Below are 16,983 nucleotides of genomic sequence, written 5' to 3' on the forward strand. Positions count from 1 at the left end.
AGCAATCCACCAGCTGGCATAGTAGCCAACGTCAATTGTGACTCGTTAAACTGAACGAGTCCAGTGGACGCCTGGATCGCACGTACACACGGTTTCATACTCGCCCCCAAGGTGGTAGATGGTGGGCAAGTCGACCCTTCCCAACCACGGTTTGACCCGGGATGGTGCATCTGTCGTCGTACCATATCCCATCGCCGTCCCACACTTAAGGGGCACGGTTCGGGGCAGGCACGTCGTATGGACCCACTGGGATTTGAACCCAGGGCTTCCTCCTTGCAAAGGAGGTGCTCTGCCGCTGAGCTATGGGCCCTGCAGATCCGCAGTTGTCAGCCCTGATAGTTCATAGGTGCCCGGTCGGCGAGATAGTCATCGAACACCCATAGGTGAGCTGGGGCAAAGCCCCAGTCTCGATCAGTAGGAGGTGATCCAGCCACAGATTCCTCTACGGCTACCTTGTTACGACTTAAGCCCCCTTGCGGAGCCCAGATTCGACCGTCGCATGACGGCCTCATCCGGACCCCACTCGGGTGCTTTGACGGGCGGTGTGTGCAAGGAGCAGGGACGTATTCACCGCGCGCTTATGACACGCGATTACTACCGAATCCAGCTTCATGCGGGCGAGTTTCAGCCCGCAATCCGAACTACGACTGCGTTTAGAGATTAGCTTCGCCTCTCGGCGTCGCATCCCTCTGTCACAGCCATTGTAGCCCGCGTGTTGCCCGGTCCATTCGGGGCATACTGACCTACCGTTGCCCGTTCCTTCCTCCGCTTTAGCAGCGGCAGTCCTCCTAGTGTACCCAACTACCTCAAGGGTATTGCTGGCAACTAGAAGTGCGGGTCTCGCTCGTTGCCTGACTTAACAGGACGCCTCACGGTACGAGCTGACGGCGGCCATGCACCTCCTCTCAGCAGCTCGAGTAAGGTCGTCAACCTGACTGTCGTTACTGCTGTCGGGACCGGTGAGATGTCCGGCGTTGAGTCCAATTAAACCGCAGGCTCCTCCGGTTGTGGTGCTCCCCCGCCAATTCCTTTAAGTTTCATCCTTGCGGACGTACTTCCCAGGCGGCTCGCTTCTCGGCTTCCCTAGGGCGCAGCGCAGGCTCGTAGCCTACGGCACACCTAGCGAGCATCGTTTACAGCTAGGACTACCCGGGTATCTAATCCGGTTCGAGACCCTAGCTTTCGTCCCTCACTGTCGGGTCCATCCTCCTGAGGTGGTTTCCCCATTGGTGGTCCGTCCAGGATTACAGGATTTCACTCCTACCCCGGACGTACCCCCCAGGTCTTCTGGCCCCAAGCCAAACAGTTTCCGCCGGACGCCGACGCGTTGAGCGCGTCGATTTCCCAACGGACTTGTCTGGCCAGCTACGGACGCTTTAGGCCCAATAATATCGGTCATCACTCGTGCTGCCGGTATTACCGCGGCGGCTGGCACCGGTCTTGCCCAGCACTTGTTCCTGTACCTCCCTACGGTACAGAAAAGCGAGGACTATATGCCCTCGCACTCGGAGTCCCCTTATCGCACTGTCGTGCAGTGTAAAGGTTTCGCGCCTGCTGCGCCCCGTAGGGCCCGGTATCTTGTCTCAGATACCGTCTCTAGGCTCTTGCTCTCACAACCTATACCGATTATTGGCATGGTGGGCCGTTACCCCACCATCTACCTAATCGGCCGCAGCCACATCCTATGGCGCCGGGGCGTTTCCAGCTCTCGGCACTCCAGCGTGAGAGCTGTATCAGGGATTAGCCTCAGTTTCCCGAGGTTGTCCCTGTCCATAGGGTAGTTTGGCCACGTGTTACTGAGCTATATGCCGCGGGTCTAAACCCGCGCGACTAGCATGGCTAAATCGGACTCCAATAGCAATGACCTCCGGCAGGATCAACCGGAATGTATCCCGGCACAAGGCCGGGGGGTTAGGCGGGTCACACTCCAGATGGAGTGTGGTCGCTATCGAAGGGTGTTCGAGGACACTCGCCGACCGAGTGTCACCGAACTATCAGGGCTAACATCAGATCCCATCTTGACGGCGGACCGCAGGGGTGGAATCCTCATTTCTTCGGACCTGCATGTTGTCCCGAAGCCATCTTAAAGGCTTCGAGTTCCGATGGCGAGTTACCTCGCCGCAGTGTGTTGGCCGGGTCGTCTCGGCCCCGGCCAGGCCTCGTTCGCGTTCAACCCGAGTACCCTGTTACACTTAAGGGCATCGGACCGCGCTTACCTCGAACCGCACGACGCAAGCGACCTTCGCGTTCCATCCGAACGCCCTGTTACACTTAAGGGCGTCGTTTGGGTCGCGGCCTGACCGGGGAGCGTCGCCCCGTGCCATCTTCGCATCTCAGTCGATGGGAGTGTCACACTTAACCCCGTCGGACCGAGCCCGCTTCGTCAGGCGATTACACGGGTTAGTGAGTCCCATGCGCCAGACATCGACACGGCCAGTGGAACGGACACGAAACAGACGGGGGAACAACTGGTCCGTACTCGTGAGTATCGCGCGCTCGCGCGCGGATGGAAGTCCGGCCGTCAATGTCGAACGCGCCGACTCCCCCGAGTCGTGTAGACTCGCGACCTCGCGTGTACCGTAGACTCGGCACCGGGGACATCGACCGACAAAAAGTTCGCGCTGACAGGGGACTAGATGTCGTCTAGGTGTTCGACACCCTCTTTCGAGACGTTCCCTTTCGTGATGTCACCCGGCATCCAGTCCGGTTTGTCGTCGGGAGCTGTTTCGACCCAGGCCCACGCCTCGTAGATGTGGACTTTGTGGGTTCCTTTCTCCCGGAGCCGAATCTCCTGTCGATCGGCCTCGTCTTCGCTGTCGGCTGGGTCGAGCCGCCGTGCGGCCTTCAACGCAGCCTGTCGGGGGGTCCCGCCTGAGAAGACGCTCGATTCGTCACCATCCTCACGAAGCGCAAAGTTGCGCTTGTCGCTGTCGCGTGCCATGGTTTTCTCCGCTCCATGTCAATTCAAAACATGCCACATAATAAATATACCCCCCGATTCGGCCTCCGTACCGCGGTACGTTTATATAATAGGAGGGGGCAGGCACTGTATTCGGCCCGAATCCGGGCGAGACTGCCGCGCTGAGACCGCGCGCGCACCGCCGTCCTGCGACGCGCCGCACGGTAGACTTAAGTGTATCCTACGGCGATGCACGGAATAGGATAGCGCGATGGTGCGAAAGAAGAAGCTCAGCCCGAGTGGCGCCAAAGATGAGGACGGCGAGTACCACAACGTACATATCAACATCCATGAAGACGAGCTGGCCGTTGCGGGCATGGAGATCGGCGATGAGGTGTTCGTTCGGGTACGCGACAACAAAATCATCATACAAAAAGCCGACCCAGACGAGGTCGAACACGATTTCTGACGTGCTGTTGCGAGCCCCCGACGCTTGTCGGGGGACGATTCGAAGGCCCCAATGAGACTATACGATATCGCCAAACCGGTTCTGTTCTCGCTCCCGGCCGAGACGGCCCACGGGGGCATCCACGCGTTGCTCGAGGCCGCTCAGGGGACGCCAGTAGCGAGGGCCATGGCCCGACAGTACACCGTCGACGACGAGCGACTCGCCGTCTCGGCGCTCGGACACTCCTTCGACAACCCCGTCGGCGTCGCCGCGGGGTTCGACAAGAACGCGACCGTCCCGTCGGCGCTGGCCTCGCTCGGCTTCGGCTTCGCCGAGGTCGGCGGCGTCACGGCCGTTCCCCAGACGGGGAACGCACGCCCGAGGATGTTCCGCCTGCGTGAGGACGGCGGCATCATCAACCGGATGGGACTGAACAACGAGGGCGCGGCCGCCGTGGGCGACCGGCTGGCGGCCACCGACGCCCCGTTCCCGCTCGGCGTCAACATCGCCAAGAGCGAGCACGTCGGCACCGAGGGAGCGCCGGCGGACTACCGCGAGACCTACGAGCACGTCGCCGACGGCGGCGACTTCTTCGTCGTCAACGTCTCCTGCCCCAACTCGGAGGGGTTCGAGGAACTCCAGAACCGCGACGCGATGGAAGCCATCCTCACCGAACTCCAGGACGCGGGCGCGGCGCCACTGCTCGTGAAGCTCTCGCCGGACCTCCCCGACCCCGCCGTCGAGGACGCGCTGGACCTCGTCACCGAACTCGACCTCGACGGGGTCGTCGCGACCAACACCACGACCGAGCGACCCGACGGCTTACGCTCGCCCAACGCGAGCGAGACCGGTGGGCTCTCGGGCAACCCTATCGAGAGACAGTCGACCAGTATGGTCCGGTTCGTCGCCGAGCGCGTCGACGTGCCCGTCGTCGGCGTCGGCGGCGTCGCCTCGGCCGACGGTGCCTACCGGAAGATCCGGGCCGGCGCGTCGCTCGTGCAACTGTACACCGGCCTCGTCTACGAGGGACCGTCGCTCGCCCGCGACATCAACGAGGGGCTGCTCGACCTGCTCGAAGCGGACGGGTTCGACAGCGTCGAGGACGCCGTGGGCGCGGACCTGTAGCCGCTATCGGCACTCTTCTATCGGAATCGCGGCCTCGATAGCGACGGATAGCCACTCCGTCCGCGGGCCGTCCGAGACGACTGTGAGACGCGCGGGCGCGTTCGGGTCGTCGACAAGCCAGTCGAGCGTGAACCACGGATACGTCTCACAGGCCGGGTTGCCGTAGTGGTCCGGGTCGCCACAGTCGGAGTGCCTGTCGGTGACAGCCATTGTCCCTCTGTTTGGCACTACGTGACAGTAACCCAAAAACACCCGGTAACGGACCAGTAATCCGGTTACAGGACGGTTACGTGAAAAAGTGCAACCGCGAACGGCCGCCCCGTCCGCGCGCTACTCCAGTGCGTCCAGTCGGAACTCGAACGCCGCCACCGGCAGTTCCAGGTCGTGTTCGACGAGTACCTTCGGGTGAATCTCGCCGACGACGCCGACCGACTCGCCGTCCAGCACGACGTCTGCTGCACGGCCCTCGATGAACGTGGGGTGGCTCGTCGCCGGCGTCTCCAGTTCCTTGCCGAAGGCCTCGGCGATGGCCTGCAGGCGGGCCTTGGCGTCCTCGTAGGAGGCGTCAGTGCGGGCGAGCGCGCCGGCGACGGTCCGGTGCTCGGTGACGCCGGTGTTCCGGCTGTCGTCCAGTCCCGCGGCGAGGCCGATCTCGGCGAGGTCCTGCGGGTAGCGGCGATGGGTATTGTTCTCGAACACCATCATGAGGGACGGGAGCGCCCACGTGCGGAGGATGGTGTAGTCCTCGCTGTAGGGTTCCTGGATGGTCACCGGGTCCGCGAGGCCGACGAACGAGCCGTCGCTCTCGCCGGGCTCGGGGAGGTTCATCCTGCCGAAGTTCTCGTCCTCGTTGGTCATGTGGAAGTTCAACAGGTCCTCGAAACCCAGGCCGACGAGGGTGTCTCGGGCCGCGTCCTCCAGACGGGAGCGCTCGTGGCGCCCGCCGACAGTCGAGACGTCGGGGTAGGTCGGTTCGAGGCTGTTGAACCCGAGCGCGCGGCCGATGTCGTCGACGATGTCCAGCGGGTGGATGACGTCGACGCGGTAGGGCGGAATCTCCACGTCGAAGACGCTGCCCTCGTCGACGGTCCGCTCGGTCGCAGTGAGCCCGGCGCGTTCGGCGTAGTCGACGACGTCGCGCGGGTGGAGGTCCACGCCGAGCAGACGCTCGATGCGGTCCAGCGTAACCGTCTTCGTCCGGGTCTCGAAATCGGGGCGCTCCAGCGTGTTACCGGCGTACTCGCCCGCAGCGTCGTCGGCGTACTCGACGTTCACGCGTTCGATGGTGCCGCCGCGGGCCTCCAGCGCGTAGCAGACGATGTTACACATGTGGTCGATGGTCCACTGGTCGGTGCCGGTCAGCTCGATGAAGAGGTCACGGGAGTCCTCGGCGACCTCGGTCCGGCGGCCGTTGATGACCGGCGGGAACGAGAACAGCCCGATGGCGTCGTAGATGGCGGGCACGCGGTCGAAGTCGGCCACGAGGTCGCCGTAGGCCTGGCCCGTGTCGTGGTTGGCGATAACGTCGTTCGGCGTCATCTCGGCGTCGGATTCCAGCGGGACGAAGGTGGCCTCGTCCGGGTCGGCGCTCGTGTAGGTAATGGCGTTGCCGCCGGCGGGTTCGACGGCCGCGTCGCCGACCATCTCGTCCTGGGGTTCCTCGCTGGCTTCGGTCGGACCCTGTCCGCCCGAGAGGTCCAGACTGCTCGACTGCTCGTCGGTCGGACGGAGGTCCGTCCCTTTCAGCATCGTCAGGTCGTGGACGCCGATGGCGCCCTTGGCGCGCTTGCGACCCATCGTCGCGTGGAGCTTCTCCTGCAGTTGAATCAGGGATTCGAGCGCCCCCTCGCTCATGTCGAGCCCGCGGACGACCGCGCCGGTGACGTAGGGGCGGCCCTCGGGCTGGTCCTCGACTTCGATGGTCCAGTCGGCGCCGTTCGTGTTGGGGACGTAGACGCCCCGGTCGTCGCCGTAGTGGTAGCGCAGCGAGCGGGCCACGCCTTCGACCGAGAGCCGGTCGAGCCGGTCCGGGGCGAACTCCAGCTGGAACTCGTCGTCCTCGGTCCACCCCTCGAACTCCAGCCCGAGGTTGAACAGGTCGGACTTCAGTTCGTCGTCGTCCTTCTCGTCGTGGCCGGTCAGGTAGCGAAGCTCGTCGGGATCGACGTCGACGACAGGCATCAGTGAAGCACCTCCGTGGTCCGCAGCAGCTCCAGGTCACACAGCGTCCCGTGGACGTCGCGGATGTCCTCGAAGCCGTACATCAGCATCAGCAGTCGTTCCAGCGAGAGCCCCCACGCCATCACGTCGCAGTCGACGCCCAGCGGCGAGAGCACCTCCTCGCGGAAGATGCCGGAGTTCCCGACCTCGACGACGTCGCCGGTCTCCGGATGGGTCCCGAACAGCTCGAAACTGGGCTCAGTGTAGGGGTTGTAGTGGGGTTTGAACTCCAGGTCGGTGATACCGAACTGCTCGTAGAACTCCGTGAACGTGCCCATCAGGTCACGCACCGAGAGGTCCTCGGCCATGACCCACCCCTCTATCTGGAAGAACTCCAAGAGGTGTGTCGGGTCCAGCGTGTCGTTCCGATAGACCTTCTCGACGCTGAAGAAGCGCTTTGGCGGTTCGAGTTCGCCGATTTCCTCGCCCGAGAGATATCGCATAGAGAGCGACGTGGTGTGGCCCCGCAGGTCCAGCCCGCGAGCCACATCCTCGGCCCACGGGGAGTGGTACCCTTCGCCGTCGGGACCGACGCCCTCGCGATGGGCGGATTCGACCCGCTCGACGAGGTCCGCCGGGAGCTCCTTGATTTCGTCGGGCCGTTCCAGCGCGAACTGGTCCCAGTGGGTGCGCGCGGGGTGGTCCTGGGGCATGAACAGACAGTCGTTGATCCAGAACTGGGCGTCGACGTGGGGCCCCTGCATCTCCTGGAAGCCCATGCCGACGAGCGTGTCTTTCACGCGATTGGCGGTCTGGCGGAGGATGTGTTCCTTGCCGTGGCTCACGTCCTCGGCGTCGGCCTCGACGTTGTACTCGGTGAACTCCACGTCCGCCCACTCGCCGCTGGTGAGCATCTCGGCGGTGAGCTGGTCGACGGTCTCGGCCGCCTCGACGCCGGCGTCGAGAGCGGCCACGCCCTCGTCGGTCAGCAGGACCGAGCGGACGGTCTCCTCGCTGACCGAGAGCAGGCCGCGCCGTTCGAGCTGGTCGAGTGCGTCAGCGTCGGCCTCGTCGAGGCGGTCGTCGGCGACCGCTTCGAGCGCGTACATCTCCGGGTCCGACCCGGGCTTTGCGTCGGGGTCGGCGGTTATCTCGCCGCTGTCGATAGCGCCGTACCCCTTGCGGGCGTAGTTCGACAGCGCGATGTCCACAGCGGGGCCTTCGAGGCCGGAGGCGCCGATGACCTGCCCCATCTGGACCGGCTCCTCGTCGGCCCCGGAATCGACGGCGGCCTCGTAGAGGTCCTGCTCGGGGAGACTCTCGAAGACGTACTGGGTCCCCTCGTCGGTCAGCGCGTAGTGTTCGACGGTCTCCTCGGTGACGGCGAGCAGCCCGTCCGCTTCGAGTTCGAAGGCGGCTCGCGTCGCCGCCTCTGGCTTGAGGTCGGCCGCCTCGGCCACCTCGTCGATACGTCTCGGTTCGTCGGAGTCGGCGGCCTGCAGGACGGCCACCTGTGCCTGTGGTCGTTTCATAGGGGTGTGTCGGTCGTTGTCGGCATAACCGCGGGTCGCTCAGTTAACGGTTCTTACTTGCTGCGACGGCCTCGCCTCCGAGCGGTTTCGTCCGGGCCACCGCGGCCCCGACTCCACCGCCCGTCAGAACGCGAAAAAGAACCCGAACCCGGAACTGACGGCTGGCTGGCGAGCGACGCCGGCACGGGTGGATTCGGGTGCCATGTGCGAGCGATTGGCGCGGGTGCGCAAAAGGATTACGAAGGGGGGGCCAGGTGAGTCCGGAGAGCTGCACGGTCGCCGGAATCAGCTGTCGAGGCGCTGCCGTGTGGCGGTGACCACGCCAGCCAGCGAGACGACCAGCCCGGCGACCAGCGGCAGGAACGAGTTCGTCCGCCAGTTACAGCCGTCGTACCACTCGACGGTGCCGTCGGCGAGGTCGATACCGGTTATCGCGACGCCGCCGGGGTGAACCCCGAACGTGTCGTAGACTGGACCGCCGAGTTCCGGACAGGCAAGTGCTGTCGAGCCGCCGAACCACGGCGAGAGCAGCGCGATACCGACGCCGGCGGTGACGAGCAGGTGCCCCAGTCGGGTGCGAGAGACCACGTTGGTAAACGTCCCGTGGACGACGCCGAAAACACACCGGTCGGTGAAACCGCGGTTTGAGCCAAAGCGGACCGGATAGTGAGCTGTGGCGGCAGGGTAAAAAAGCGATTCAGGCCCGAAAGGCGACCTCACGCCCGCTTTCGGTGCGAGTCGAGGTCGATGTCGAGTTCGTCCAGCTTGTCCTCCCACTCGGCGCGTTTCTCCTGGTGGTCTTCGAGGAACTCGGCCATCAGCTCCGCCGCTTGCTCCTTGCAGCCGCCACAGAGTCGCTCGCCGCCGACGCACTCGTCGTACACTTCCTCGGCGAACTCGTCGTCGTCGCCCGAGAGGAGGTAGGCGTACAGTTCGTAGACGGGACACTCGTCGGCCCGGCCGCCCTTCTCGCGCTGTTCCTCGGCGGTGGCCCGGCCCCCGGTCGTGGCGGATTTCACCTTGTCGAAGCCGTCGCTGGGGTCGTCGAGCAAGGAGATGTGGGAGGCCGGAATCGAGGATGACATCTTCCCGCCGGTGAGGCCGGTCATGAACCGGTGGTAGATCGAGGACGGCGGCAGGAAGCCGTAGCCGCCGGTGTCGAGTTCGACCTCGCGGGCCAGTTCGTCCGCGTCGGCGCGGTCGAGGTCGAAGGCGTCGACGTGTTCGTCGTAGACGCGCTTCTCGCCGGAGACGGCCTCGATGAGCGCCTCGAAGGCCGCGTCGGTGGCGTTGCGGTCGAAGATGCGGGTCCGCGGCCGAATCGGCTCCTTGCCGGCGTTGTCGAGCTTCTCGGTAACGGACTCGCGAGCGTCCGCGGGCGCTGGCTCGTGCTCGCGAAGATAGTCGGCGGCCTCGACACAGCGGGGCGTCTCCGGGTCCTCGGCGTACGCCTCGCGGGCGTCGTAGGCCTGTCGCAGGAGCGTCCGCTCGACGGGGTCGGCCTCGAAGCTGGCGAACGCTTCGGTGACGCCGAAGTAGCGCATCCGCGCCGCGAGGTCCCGCACCAGCCGCATGTGGGGGTCCTGGTCGGGGCCCACGGGAATCACGGTCGGCTTCGGTTCGTCCAGTTGCGGGGAGAGGATGTCGGCCATCTGGGTGACGACCGACTGCATGTGGGAGACGTCGGTCTCGCCGTCGAAGTCGTAGATGGCCTGCAGCTCCGAGAAGTTCGTCTCGGCGCCCAGCTCGAAGGCGAGGTCCTGGACCTCGCGGTTGTCGGACTGGCGATACAGCGCTCCGTCCTCGGGGTCAAAGCCCAGCGCGAGCAGGGAGAGGATGTAGCTCCTCGCGTGTTCGTCGATCTCGCTCCAGGAGAGCTCGCGGGCGGCGTGGGCTTCGAGGTCGGCGATGAGCGCATAGGCGTCGGCGCCCCGCTGCTGGTGCCAGATTATCTCGTCGAACACCATCTTGTGGCCGATGTGAGGGTCGCCGGTGGGCATGAACCCCGACAGCGCGGCGAACGGCTCGTCGTTGCGCATGGCCTCGGCCACGGGGCCGTAGTCCCGGTGGCCGAAGATGACCCCTCGCCGCATCAGGTAGTGAGGGTCCGGGACGCCCGGGAGCACGTCGTCGAAGCTCTCGATGCCGAACTGCTCGAACAGCTTGCGGTAGTCCTCGACGGTCGAGGAGCCCCACGGGTCGAGCTGGGTCTCGTCGGCGCCGGCGGCGTCAGCACCTCCGTCAGTCCGGAGGTCCGACGAGCCTCGCCTCGCGTCGCTCGGCTCACCGCCGTCCGTTCGCGTCTGCTCGTCTGCCGGTTCGTCGTCGGTGTGTGAATATCGCGTCATGTGTCGTGTGTCGTGTCGGTGTGCGGTCGAGGCCACGGCGGAGAAAGCGGAGGGAGCATCGTCGGCCTCGCCGGCGGGTTACGCCCGCCGGACGGGGACCGCGAAACTGTCCACTCTCCGGACGTGCCAGCGCCAGCCGTCGGCGGGAGTGGACACCATGTGGGGGACATGCGCGAACACGGTCTTATGCCTTCCGGGTCTCGAACCGGTCACGGCGTCAGCCGCTCCACTTGCACCCACTCGATACCGTCGCCGACGAGCGCGAACACCATCGTCTTTCGCACCCCGTGGGCGAGGCGAACGTCCAGTGCGAGGTCCCGCGGCTCGAAGTCGTGGTCGGCGGGCAGCGCCCGGACCAGCAGTTCGGAGTGGCCCAGATTATCGACGCTCTCGACGTCGGCGTAGGTCCGGAAGTCCGCGCCGAACTTGAAGCCGGTCTTGGGGACCACGCCGGAGTCCCGCAACGCGGCGTACACTCCCAATCGGCGGTCGAAGCGCTCGCCCTCCACGTCGCGGCCTCGGTCGACGATAGCGTCCGTGCCCCCGTCGACGTCTAGCAGTCCCTCGCGGGCCAGATAGGCCGCCTCCACGAGCGAGAGTTGGACGGCGTCCTCGTCCAGTTGCTGTCCGTAGAAGGCCTGCTGATAGAGCGCCGCCGGCGGGTCCCAGCACAGTACCCGCTCGGCCAGCAGTTCGCCCCGGACCTCGGGCACGTCGGCCGCGCTCGTCCCCGCGACGGACCGCTCGCTCGTGTCGAGATACGTCAGTTCGCTCTCCTCGTCGACCACGGCGAGCACGCAGTCGCCGAGCGAGCCCGCGGGCACGTCGTCGCGCTCGCCGACGACCCGGACGCGATAGGCGACGGCGTCGTCCCACGGCCCCTTCCCCCGCGGGTAGACCACGAAGTCAGCGCCGACGGGGTCGTCGACCCACCCCTCCCGGGCCGGCGTGAGGTAGAACCCGCGGTCGCGCAGGTCCTTGTACACCAGGAAATCGACGGCCGAGACGGCCCCGGAGGCGAGGAGCTCCCGGACGTCCATCCCGTCGACGGCGTCGATGTCGCCCCGATAGCAGAGATGAGCGGCCTCCACGGGCGCGAGGTCGAGGTCGCCGTCGCGGACGCGGCCGTAGCCACGCGAGTCGTAGAACCGCTCGCGAGCGCGGTTCCCGGCCCGGACCACGTCGCCGTCGAGCGTGAGTTGCATACCGGTCGGTGGGCCACGGAGGGTCAAATCCCCTGCGGGTTGGGGCGAGGAGAATCTATACTAGAGACCGCAATTGAACGCGAGAACTCGATGCTGAACAGCCGGAAAGCCCCCGTGCTCTCAGCTCCCGCGACTCGTTGCGCGCTTTACTCGCTTTGCTCGTTGCAGTGCTTACTTCGCCGGGGTTCGCTGAGAGCACGGCCCCTTTCAGTCCCGCCCGTAGCCGGTTGGGCAGCCGGCATGGGTGGGACTCGAAGGGGCGGCCAGCTACGCTCGGGGCTTTCTGGCTCTTCTCATTGCCATTGGGCGAAATACTGCCGTACAGTTTCACCCGGTTTCCCCACACCCGCTGTCCAGACAGCGCCGGCCGCCCGCCGTCTCGAACACTGGCAGACCACAGCCACAGTCGCCGGTGACGACCCCCGACGGGAGCGCGTAGCCGGTGTCACACTCCGGATAGTTCTCGCAGCCGGCCAGCAGGCCGCCCCGTCGCAGAATCCGGAGGTCGCCCCCGCAGTGCTTGCACTCCCACTCGCGGTCGAACAGCGCTACGACCCGGTCGTCGAGTGACTCACAGTCCCGGTCGATGCAACACTCGATGGCTTCGCCGCGTTCGACCCGCATCGTCGGCAGCGCGCAGTCCCCACAGCGACTGCCGGTGACGGCGGCGTCGGTCGGCAGCCCGTAGCGTTCGCCACAGCCGGTACAGGTCACGGCGCCGCCCGCACGCACCAGCGTCCCCGGGCACCCCGGGCAGTCGCCGACCGGAACGCCGGCCTGTGAGGCCGGGAACCGGGCGCTCCCGTGTTCCTCGTGGGCGACGACCCGGAGGAACTGCTCGCCCTCGCGAGCGGTGACAGTGCCGTCCTCGACCGTGACGCTGTCGGCCCTGGTGAGCCACGCAACCGGCTGATACCCTTCGGCGTCGTGGACCAGCACCGTGTTGTCGGGCTTGACCACGACCAGCACGTCGCCGCGCTGTTCGCGCTCGCGGGACCCCTCGAAGACAGTCGTACACTCACCGGCCATCACGCGCGTTCCGTCGTGCATAGCGGCGGTGGGCCCGTCCCGGTATCTAAACCCTCGGTCGTCACGGCCGGCGACGGGGTTTTCCGCCCACCGGGTGAGAGGTGAGTATGGAACCGACGAGACGGGCGGTACTGGGCACGGTCGGCGGACTCGGTGTCACCGCGGGCTGTACCGGCGGTGGCAGCGAGACGCCGACCGCCCGAGCGGGCATCAGCTACAGCGTCGTGAACCGCGACGCCGGCCCGCACGACGTGTTGCTGGCGGCGACGCCCAACGGGGTCACCGGCTACGAGTTCACGTACGCCGACGGGGAGACACGGCGCGTCGAGGCGACGGACCTCGGGGAACTGCCGGCCGAGGCGTTCGACGGCGCGATCCGGCTCACGCCGGTTGGCGAGGGTGTCGACCGACGGGAGCTGTCGCTCGCTGCAGGTGAGCAACGGCGGGGTTCCTTCGACGGGCTGCCCGCAGACACGCAGGTGTTTACTGCCATCGCCCCCGGCGGCGAGCAGATACGGTCGTACGGGTTCTCGTGGTGTGACGTGGGGCGTATGGAGCTGGACATCCAGCTCAGGACCGGCGAGAGCTACGAGGAGAGCGTCCGCTGTCTGGACGCCGCGTCCTCGGGCTAGACAGAGTGCAACCGGTCGAGCGCAAGGGGCAAACCGTTCGGGCGAGTGAGGGGAACCAATGAGTGACGCACCGACCGCAATCTGTTTCGACATGGACGGCGTCCTCGTCCAGTCCGAGGACCACTGGGTCAGTATCCAGCGCGAGCATATCCTGCCGACGGTCGCGCCCGACGACGACATCCCGCTGTCGGCCATCACCGGCCGGGACTACACCGAGGTGTACCCCGACCTCGACGGCGAGTACGACCTCGCGGTCACGCGCGAGGAGTACGAGCGGCTGTTCGAGGAGGCCGGCAAGGAGATATACGGTGACCACGCCACGATGCTCGACGGCGTCGACGACCTGCTCGCGGACCTCCGGGAGGCCGGCACCCAGCTGGCGCTGACCACCTCGGCGCCGTGGGACTGGATCGACGTCATCGAGGAGCGCTTTGGCCTGTTGCACCACTTCGACGCCGCCGTCAGCGCACAGGACGTCGACGGCCCGGGCAAGCCCGAGCCACACATCTACGAGCGCGGTGCGTCGGAACTCGCCGTCGACCCGGCGAACTGCTGGGCCGTCGAGGACTCCTACGCCGGCGCGAGCGCGGCAGTGGCCGCGGGGATGACGACCGTCGGCTTCCACGGCGACGGCGCGGCGACGGACCTCCCGATGGTCCACTACGAGGCGAGCGACGCGGCGGAGCTTCGCGCGGTGCTACTCGGACAGCGCCGCCAGTAAAGGGGAGTCGAAGACCGCATAGCGCCCGAGGGGGAGTCAGGCGCTGGCACGGTACCCCCGGCCAATGACGAGGCCGAGGACGTTGGCGAAGAACACACCGGTAAGCAGGAGGAGGCGGCTCCGTCCGTCCAGTGAACTCATGAGAAGCACGGCATACGCGAGCGGTGCCACGACGGCAGTCCAGAACCCGAGGAACTGGACCGGCCGAACAGCCAGCCGTCGGAAGTCGATGCTTCCGCTGGTGAGTGCATCAGTCGGCGACCGAAAGGGCGGAGCACTGGACATTGGGTTCCTCCTCACTCCCTCGTAGAACACATACCCCCATATAAACGACAGACGGTTGTATCCAATTCGCACCAGTACGTTTCGTTTGATTGATTTTATCCGGTTTCACAGCGACGGTCGGAACGAGCGAGACGCTTTTAGCGAGCGGGATAAATTTTATTCCGCAATCTGCGGCAGTTATCTGATGACGGGAGATCCGGCGTCTGTCACCGCACCGCGACTGTCCGAGAGACGGTGACGGGGTCGAGCGGTCGGTTCGGGAACGTCACCTCGACGGTGAATGTCAGTTCGTCGGCGTCGGCCCCGAAGACGGCGACGGGGAGCGTCGTCTGGCCGAGATACGACGGTTTGGCCGTCATCTCGCGGCCGTTGACCGTCACCCGGAGGCCGGCCCGTGCGCCGCCGCCGTTGTTCGCGACGGTCACCTCGCGCATATCGTGGTCGCCGGTGGCGATAGTCTCGGGGAACTCGCCCCAGTCGACGACGACCACGGGGAGGTCACGGGCGTTCGAGACGACCTGTTCCGCGACGCCCTCCGAGAGGCCGGCGGCGACGAGTCCCGAGACCCCCGCCCGGACCACGTCGGCCGGGCTGGAGAGCCCCTCGGCGGCGAGTTTGCCGGCCCGACCGGAGCCGACGCCGTCGATGGCGGTCAACCCCACCGCGTCCTCGCTGATACCGTGTTCGACGCGGGCCTCGACGCGGCAGGCGAGGTTCGCGAAGCGGGCGGGCGCGAGGTTGTCGAGGAACTCCCGCAGCGCGGCCAGCAGCCGCAGCGCGTTCTGGCGGATGACCCACGCGTCGCTTTTCAACTCGGTCGGCGTGGTGCCGGTCATCCCCGAGTGCAAGATTGCGAGCACCTTCCGCTGGCCGGCGTCGAGTTCCTCGGGGGCGCCACTACCCACCACCGCGCTCACTGCGTCCTGCTCGTCCGAGCGGGCGCTGACGCTGTCGAACTCCGTCGCGCCGGCGACCGTCGCGAGCAGGTCCTCGGCGTCTATCGACTCGGCCGCGTCCCCGTCGCCGGCCACCGCCGCACAGCGCTCGGCGAGGTCGGCGAAGCGACGCGCGGTGTCGAGCCGGAGGTAGAACTTCGAGGCGAGCTGTCCGAGCCGGGTGGCCTCGATGCGGAGCCCGTCGCGCTCGACGAAGCCGTCGGCGACGAGCTGGGAGAGCTCGTTCGACACCCGCTCGCGGAGGTCGCTGCCCGCGTCGTAGGCGTCGGGCGAGGACTTGGCGCGGGCGTAGTAGAACGTCGTCTCCAGCCAGCTCATCACGTCGTCGATGTCCCGAATCGTGCCCAGCGCGATTTCGGCGTTGAGGTGGGCGTCGAGCTCGCCGGCCAGCCGGGACTCTATCTCCTTGCCGTCCCGCAGCAGGCGGCGGTACTTGTCGGCGTCGGACCGGTCACAGACGACCCAGGCGTACCCCATGTCGTCGTAGCCCGGCCGGCCCGCGCGGCCGAGCATCTGGAGCACGTCGAGTGGACTCATGTCCACCTCGCCCTCCAGGGGGTCGTGGAGCTTCGTGTCGCGGATGACGACACAGCGGGCGGGGAGGTTCACGCCCCAGGCGAGCGTCGAAGTCGAGAAGAGAAGCTGGATTTTCCCCTCCTTGAACCACTGCTCGACGCGGTTCTTGTCCTCGCGGGAGAGCCCGGCGTGGTGAAAGCCCACACCGTCGAGCACCGACTGGCGCAGCGTGTCGTTGCTCAGGTCGGCGGCGTCGTTATGGAAATCGTAATCCCCGCGAGCCCCCATCGGGATGTCCCGCTCGACGAGCTCGTCGCGGGCCTTCTTTGCCGCCTGCACGGTGTCCTGTCGCGAGGAGACGAAGACGAGCGCCTGCCCCTCCTCGCGGATGTGCGGTTCGGCGAGGTCCAGCGCCCGGTAGAGCCGCCGGTACTTGTCGGCGAAGGCGTTCTCGCCGTGGGTGTAGGTCTTCACGTCGGCGTTCAGCGGCACCGGTCGGTAGGCCTCGTCGAAGGCGAAGGTCGTCTCCGAGGGGGCGTCCAGCCAGTCGGCCACGTCGTCGATGTTGGGCATCGTCGCCGAGAGCGCGACGACGCGGGGGTCACAGAGTCTGCGGAGCCGCGAGACAGTGACTTCGAGCACCGCGCCCCGGCGCTCCGAGTCCAGCAGGTGGACCTCGTCGATGACACAGCAGTCCACGTCCATGATAAAGGAGTAGCGGGCCGTCTCGTGTTTCCGTGTGGCCGAATCGGCCTTCTCGGGAGTCATCACGAGGATGTCGGCCCGTTCGGCCCGACGCGGGCTGAGGTCGCGCTCGCCGGTGACGACGTACACCGAGTAGCCCAGGTCCTCGAAGCGCTCCCACTCGCTTTCCTTCTCGTTGGTGAGCGCGCGCAGCGGGGCGAGAAAGAGCGCGGTGCCCCCCTCGGCCAGCGTCTTGCAGATGGCCAGCTCCGCCAGCGCGGTCTTGCCGCTGGCGGTCGGCGCGCTGACGACGACGTTGTCCTCGCGGTCGAGCAGGGCGGGCAGGGCCGCCGACTGCATCTCGTTGAACCGCTCGAAGGGGAAGGCGTCGGCGAACTCCGGCAACACCTCGTCGACTGCCACCGTCGGCTCACTGTCGGCTC

The 16,983-nt window shown here is 66.3% G+C and carries 14 protein-coding genes, 1 tRNA gene and 1 rRNA gene; 4 read left to right on the forward strand and 12 right to left on the reverse strand.

What is annotated here, in order from left to right; all coding sequences use genetic code 11:
- Positions 1-238: 238 nt before the first annotated feature.
- From NDI56_RS11295 to NDI56_RS11305, 3 genes are all read right to left on the reverse strand, one after another.
- Positions 239-310 (reverse strand) — tRNA-Ala (locus tag NDI56_RS11295).
- 106 nt (positions 311-416) lie between these two features.
- Positions 417-1,887: ribosomal RNA gene (locus tag NDI56_RS11300) — 16S ribosomal RNA — on the reverse strand.
- Positions 1,888-2,632: 745 nt separating this feature from the next.
- The gene (locus NDI56_RS11305; protein ID WP_220588064.1) at positions 2,633-2,941 is read right to left on the reverse strand and encodes a non-histone chromosomal MC1 family protein; all 309 of its coding nucleotides are present in this window, start codon (positions 2,939-2,941) and stop codon (positions 2,633-2,635) included.
- Between the two features lie 229 nt (positions 2,942-3,170).
- Here NDI56_RS11305 and NDI56_RS11310 point away from each other — a divergent pair, with 229 nt between their 5' ends.
- Positions 3,171-3,368: a hypothetical protein gene (locus NDI56_RS11310; protein ID WP_135303304.1), complete on the forward strand. Its 198-nt coding sequence runs from the start codon at positions 3,171-3,173 to the stop codon at positions 3,366-3,368.
- 51 nt (positions 3,369-3,419) lie between these two features.
- Entirely contained in the window at positions 3,420-4,472 is a 1,053-nt protein-coding gene (locus NDI56_RS11315) for a quinone-dependent dihydroorotate dehydrogenase (protein ID WP_310919640.1), read from the forward strand.
- 3 nt (positions 4,473-4,475) lie between these two features.
- Here the strand turns inward: NDI56_RS11315 and NDI56_RS11320 are convergent, their stop codons facing one another.
- The 7 genes from NDI56_RS11320 to NDI56_RS11350 all read right to left on the reverse strand — a co-directional run bounded on the left by NDI56_RS11320 (position 4,476) and on the right by NDI56_RS11350 (position 12,767).
- The gene (locus NDI56_RS11320) at positions 4,476-4,682 is read right to left on the reverse strand and encodes a hypothetical protein (protein WP_310919641.1); all 207 of its coding nucleotides are present in this window, start codon (positions 4,680-4,682) and stop codon (positions 4,476-4,478) included.
- 120 nt (positions 4,683-4,802) lie between these two features.
- Positions 4,803-6,653, reverse strand: a complete 1,851-nt coding sequence (pheT, locus tag NDI56_RS11325; RefSeq protein WP_310919642.1) for a phenylalanine--tRNA ligase subunit beta — start codon at positions 6,651-6,653, stop codon at positions 4,803-4,805.
- Positions 6,653-8,164, reverse strand: coding sequence for a phenylalanine--tRNA ligase subunit alpha (pheS, locus tag NDI56_RS11330; RefSeq protein WP_310919643.1), 1,512 nt, complete (start codon positions 8,162-8,164; stop codon positions 6,653-6,655). Before pheS ends, pheT begins: the two co-directional genes overlap by 1 nt.
- Before the next feature lie 285 nt (positions 8,165-8,449).
- Complete coding sequence (locus tag NDI56_RS11335) at positions 8,450-8,752, reverse strand: hypothetical protein (RefSeq protein ID WP_310919644.1); 303 nt, start codon at positions 8,750-8,752, stop codon at positions 8,450-8,452.
- A 128-nt stretch (positions 8,753-8,880) separates the two neighbouring features.
- On the reverse strand, positions 8,881-10,512 hold the full coding sequence (locus tag NDI56_RS11340; RefSeq protein ID WP_310919645.1) for a tryptophan--tRNA ligase: 1,632 nt from the start codon (positions 10,510-10,512) through the stop codon (positions 8,881-8,883).
- A 209-nt stretch (positions 10,513-10,721) separates the two neighbouring features.
- Positions 10,722-11,717 (reverse strand): tRNA-intron lyase, encoded by a 996-nt coding sequence (endA, locus tag NDI56_RS11345; RefSeq protein WP_310919646.1) that lies wholly within the window; start codon positions 11,715-11,717, stop codon positions 10,722-10,724.
- Positions 11,718-12,044: 327 nt separating this feature from the next.
- Positions 12,045-12,767 (reverse strand): endonuclease NucS domain-containing protein, encoded by a 723-nt coding sequence (locus NDI56_RS11350; RefSeq protein WP_310919647.1) that lies wholly within the window; start codon positions 12,765-12,767, stop codon positions 12,045-12,047.
- Between the two features lie 86 nt (positions 12,768-12,853).
- Between NDI56_RS11350 and NDI56_RS11355 the strand changes: the two genes are divergently transcribed.
- Both NDI56_RS11355 and NDI56_RS11360 read left to right on the forward strand, forming a co-directional pair.
- On the forward strand, positions 12,854-13,378 hold the full coding sequence (locus tag NDI56_RS11355) for a hypothetical protein (RefSeq protein ID WP_310919648.1): 525 nt from the start codon (positions 12,854-12,856) through the stop codon (positions 13,376-13,378).
- Positions 13,379-13,436: 58 nt separating this feature from the next.
- A complete protein-coding gene (locus NDI56_RS11360; protein WP_310919649.1) occupies positions 13,437-14,099 on the forward strand; it encodes an HAD family hydrolase in 663 nt (220 codons plus the stop codon).
- 36 nt (positions 14,100-14,135) lie between these two features.
- Here the strand turns inward: NDI56_RS11360 and NDI56_RS11365 are convergent, their stop codons facing one another.
- Together NDI56_RS11365 and NDI56_RS11370 are read right to left on the reverse strand one after the other, a co-directional pair.
- Positions 14,136-14,384, reverse strand: a complete 249-nt coding sequence (locus NDI56_RS11365; RefSeq protein ID WP_310919650.1) for a DUF8028 family protein — start codon at positions 14,382-14,384, stop codon at positions 14,136-14,138.
- 206 nt (positions 14,385-14,590) lie between these two features.
- Positions 14,591-16,963 carry a DEAD/DEAH box helicase gene (locus NDI56_RS11370; RefSeq protein WP_310920129.1) on the reverse strand — a complete coding sequence of 791 codons (2,373 nt, stop codon included), beginning with the start codon at positions 16,961-16,963 and terminating at the stop codon, positions 14,591-14,593.
- Positions 16,964-16,983 lie beyond the last annotated feature (20 nt).

The sequence above is a fragment of the Halomicroarcula saliterrae genome, assembly GCF_031624395.1.
Taxonomy (GTDB): Archaea; Halobacteriota; Halobacteria; order Halobacteriales; family Haloarculaceae; genus Haloarcula; species Haloarcula saliterrae.

Excerpts from the sequence above, each read along its gene's own strand:
- pheT (WP_310919642.1), bottom strand. The coding sequence starts at position 6,653 with ATGCCTGTCGTCGACGTCGATCCCGACGAGCTTCGCTACCTGACCGGC.
- endA (WP_310919646.1), bottom strand. The coding sequence starts at position 11,717 with ATGCAACTCACGCTCGACGGCGACGTGGTCCGGGCCGGGAACCGCGCT.
- NDI56_RS11355 (WP_310919648.1), top strand. The coding sequence starts at position 12,854 with ATGGAACCGACGAGACGGGCGGTACTGGGCACGGTCGGCGGACTCGGT.
- NDI56_RS11315 (WP_310919640.1), top strand. The coding sequence starts at position 3,420 with ATGAGACTATACGATATCGCCAAACCGGTTCTGTTCTCGCTCCCGGCC.
- NDI56_RS11365 (WP_310919650.1), bottom strand. The coding sequence starts at position 14,384 with ATGTCCAGTGCTCCGCCCTTTCGGTCGCCGACTGATGCACTCACCAGC.
- NDI56_RS11305 (WP_220588064.1), bottom strand. The coding sequence starts at position 2,941 with ATGGCACGCGACAGCGACAAGCGCAACTTTGCGCTTCGTGAGGATGGT.
- NDI56_RS11360 (WP_310919649.1), top strand. The coding sequence starts at position 13,437 with ATGAGTGACGCACCGACCGCAATCTGTTTCGACATGGACGGCGTCCTC.
- pheS (WP_310919643.1), bottom strand. The coding sequence starts at position 8,164 with ATGAAACGACCACAGGCACAGGTGGCCGTCCTGCAGGCCGCCGACTCC.
- NDI56_RS11320 (WP_310919641.1), bottom strand. The coding sequence starts at position 4,682 with ATGGCTGTCACCGACAGGCACTCCGACTGTGGCGACCCGGACCACTAC.
- NDI56_RS11350 (WP_310919647.1), bottom strand. The coding sequence starts at position 12,767 with ATGCACGACGGAACGCGCGTGATGGCCGGTGAGTGTACGACTGTCTTC.
- NDI56_RS11340 (WP_310919645.1), bottom strand. The coding sequence starts at position 10,512 with ATGACGCGATATTCACACACCGACGACGAACCGGCAGACGAGCAGACG.
- NDI56_RS11310 (WP_135303304.1), top strand. The coding sequence starts at position 3,171 with ATGGTGCGAAAGAAGAAGCTCAGCCCGAGTGGCGCCAAAGATGAGGAC.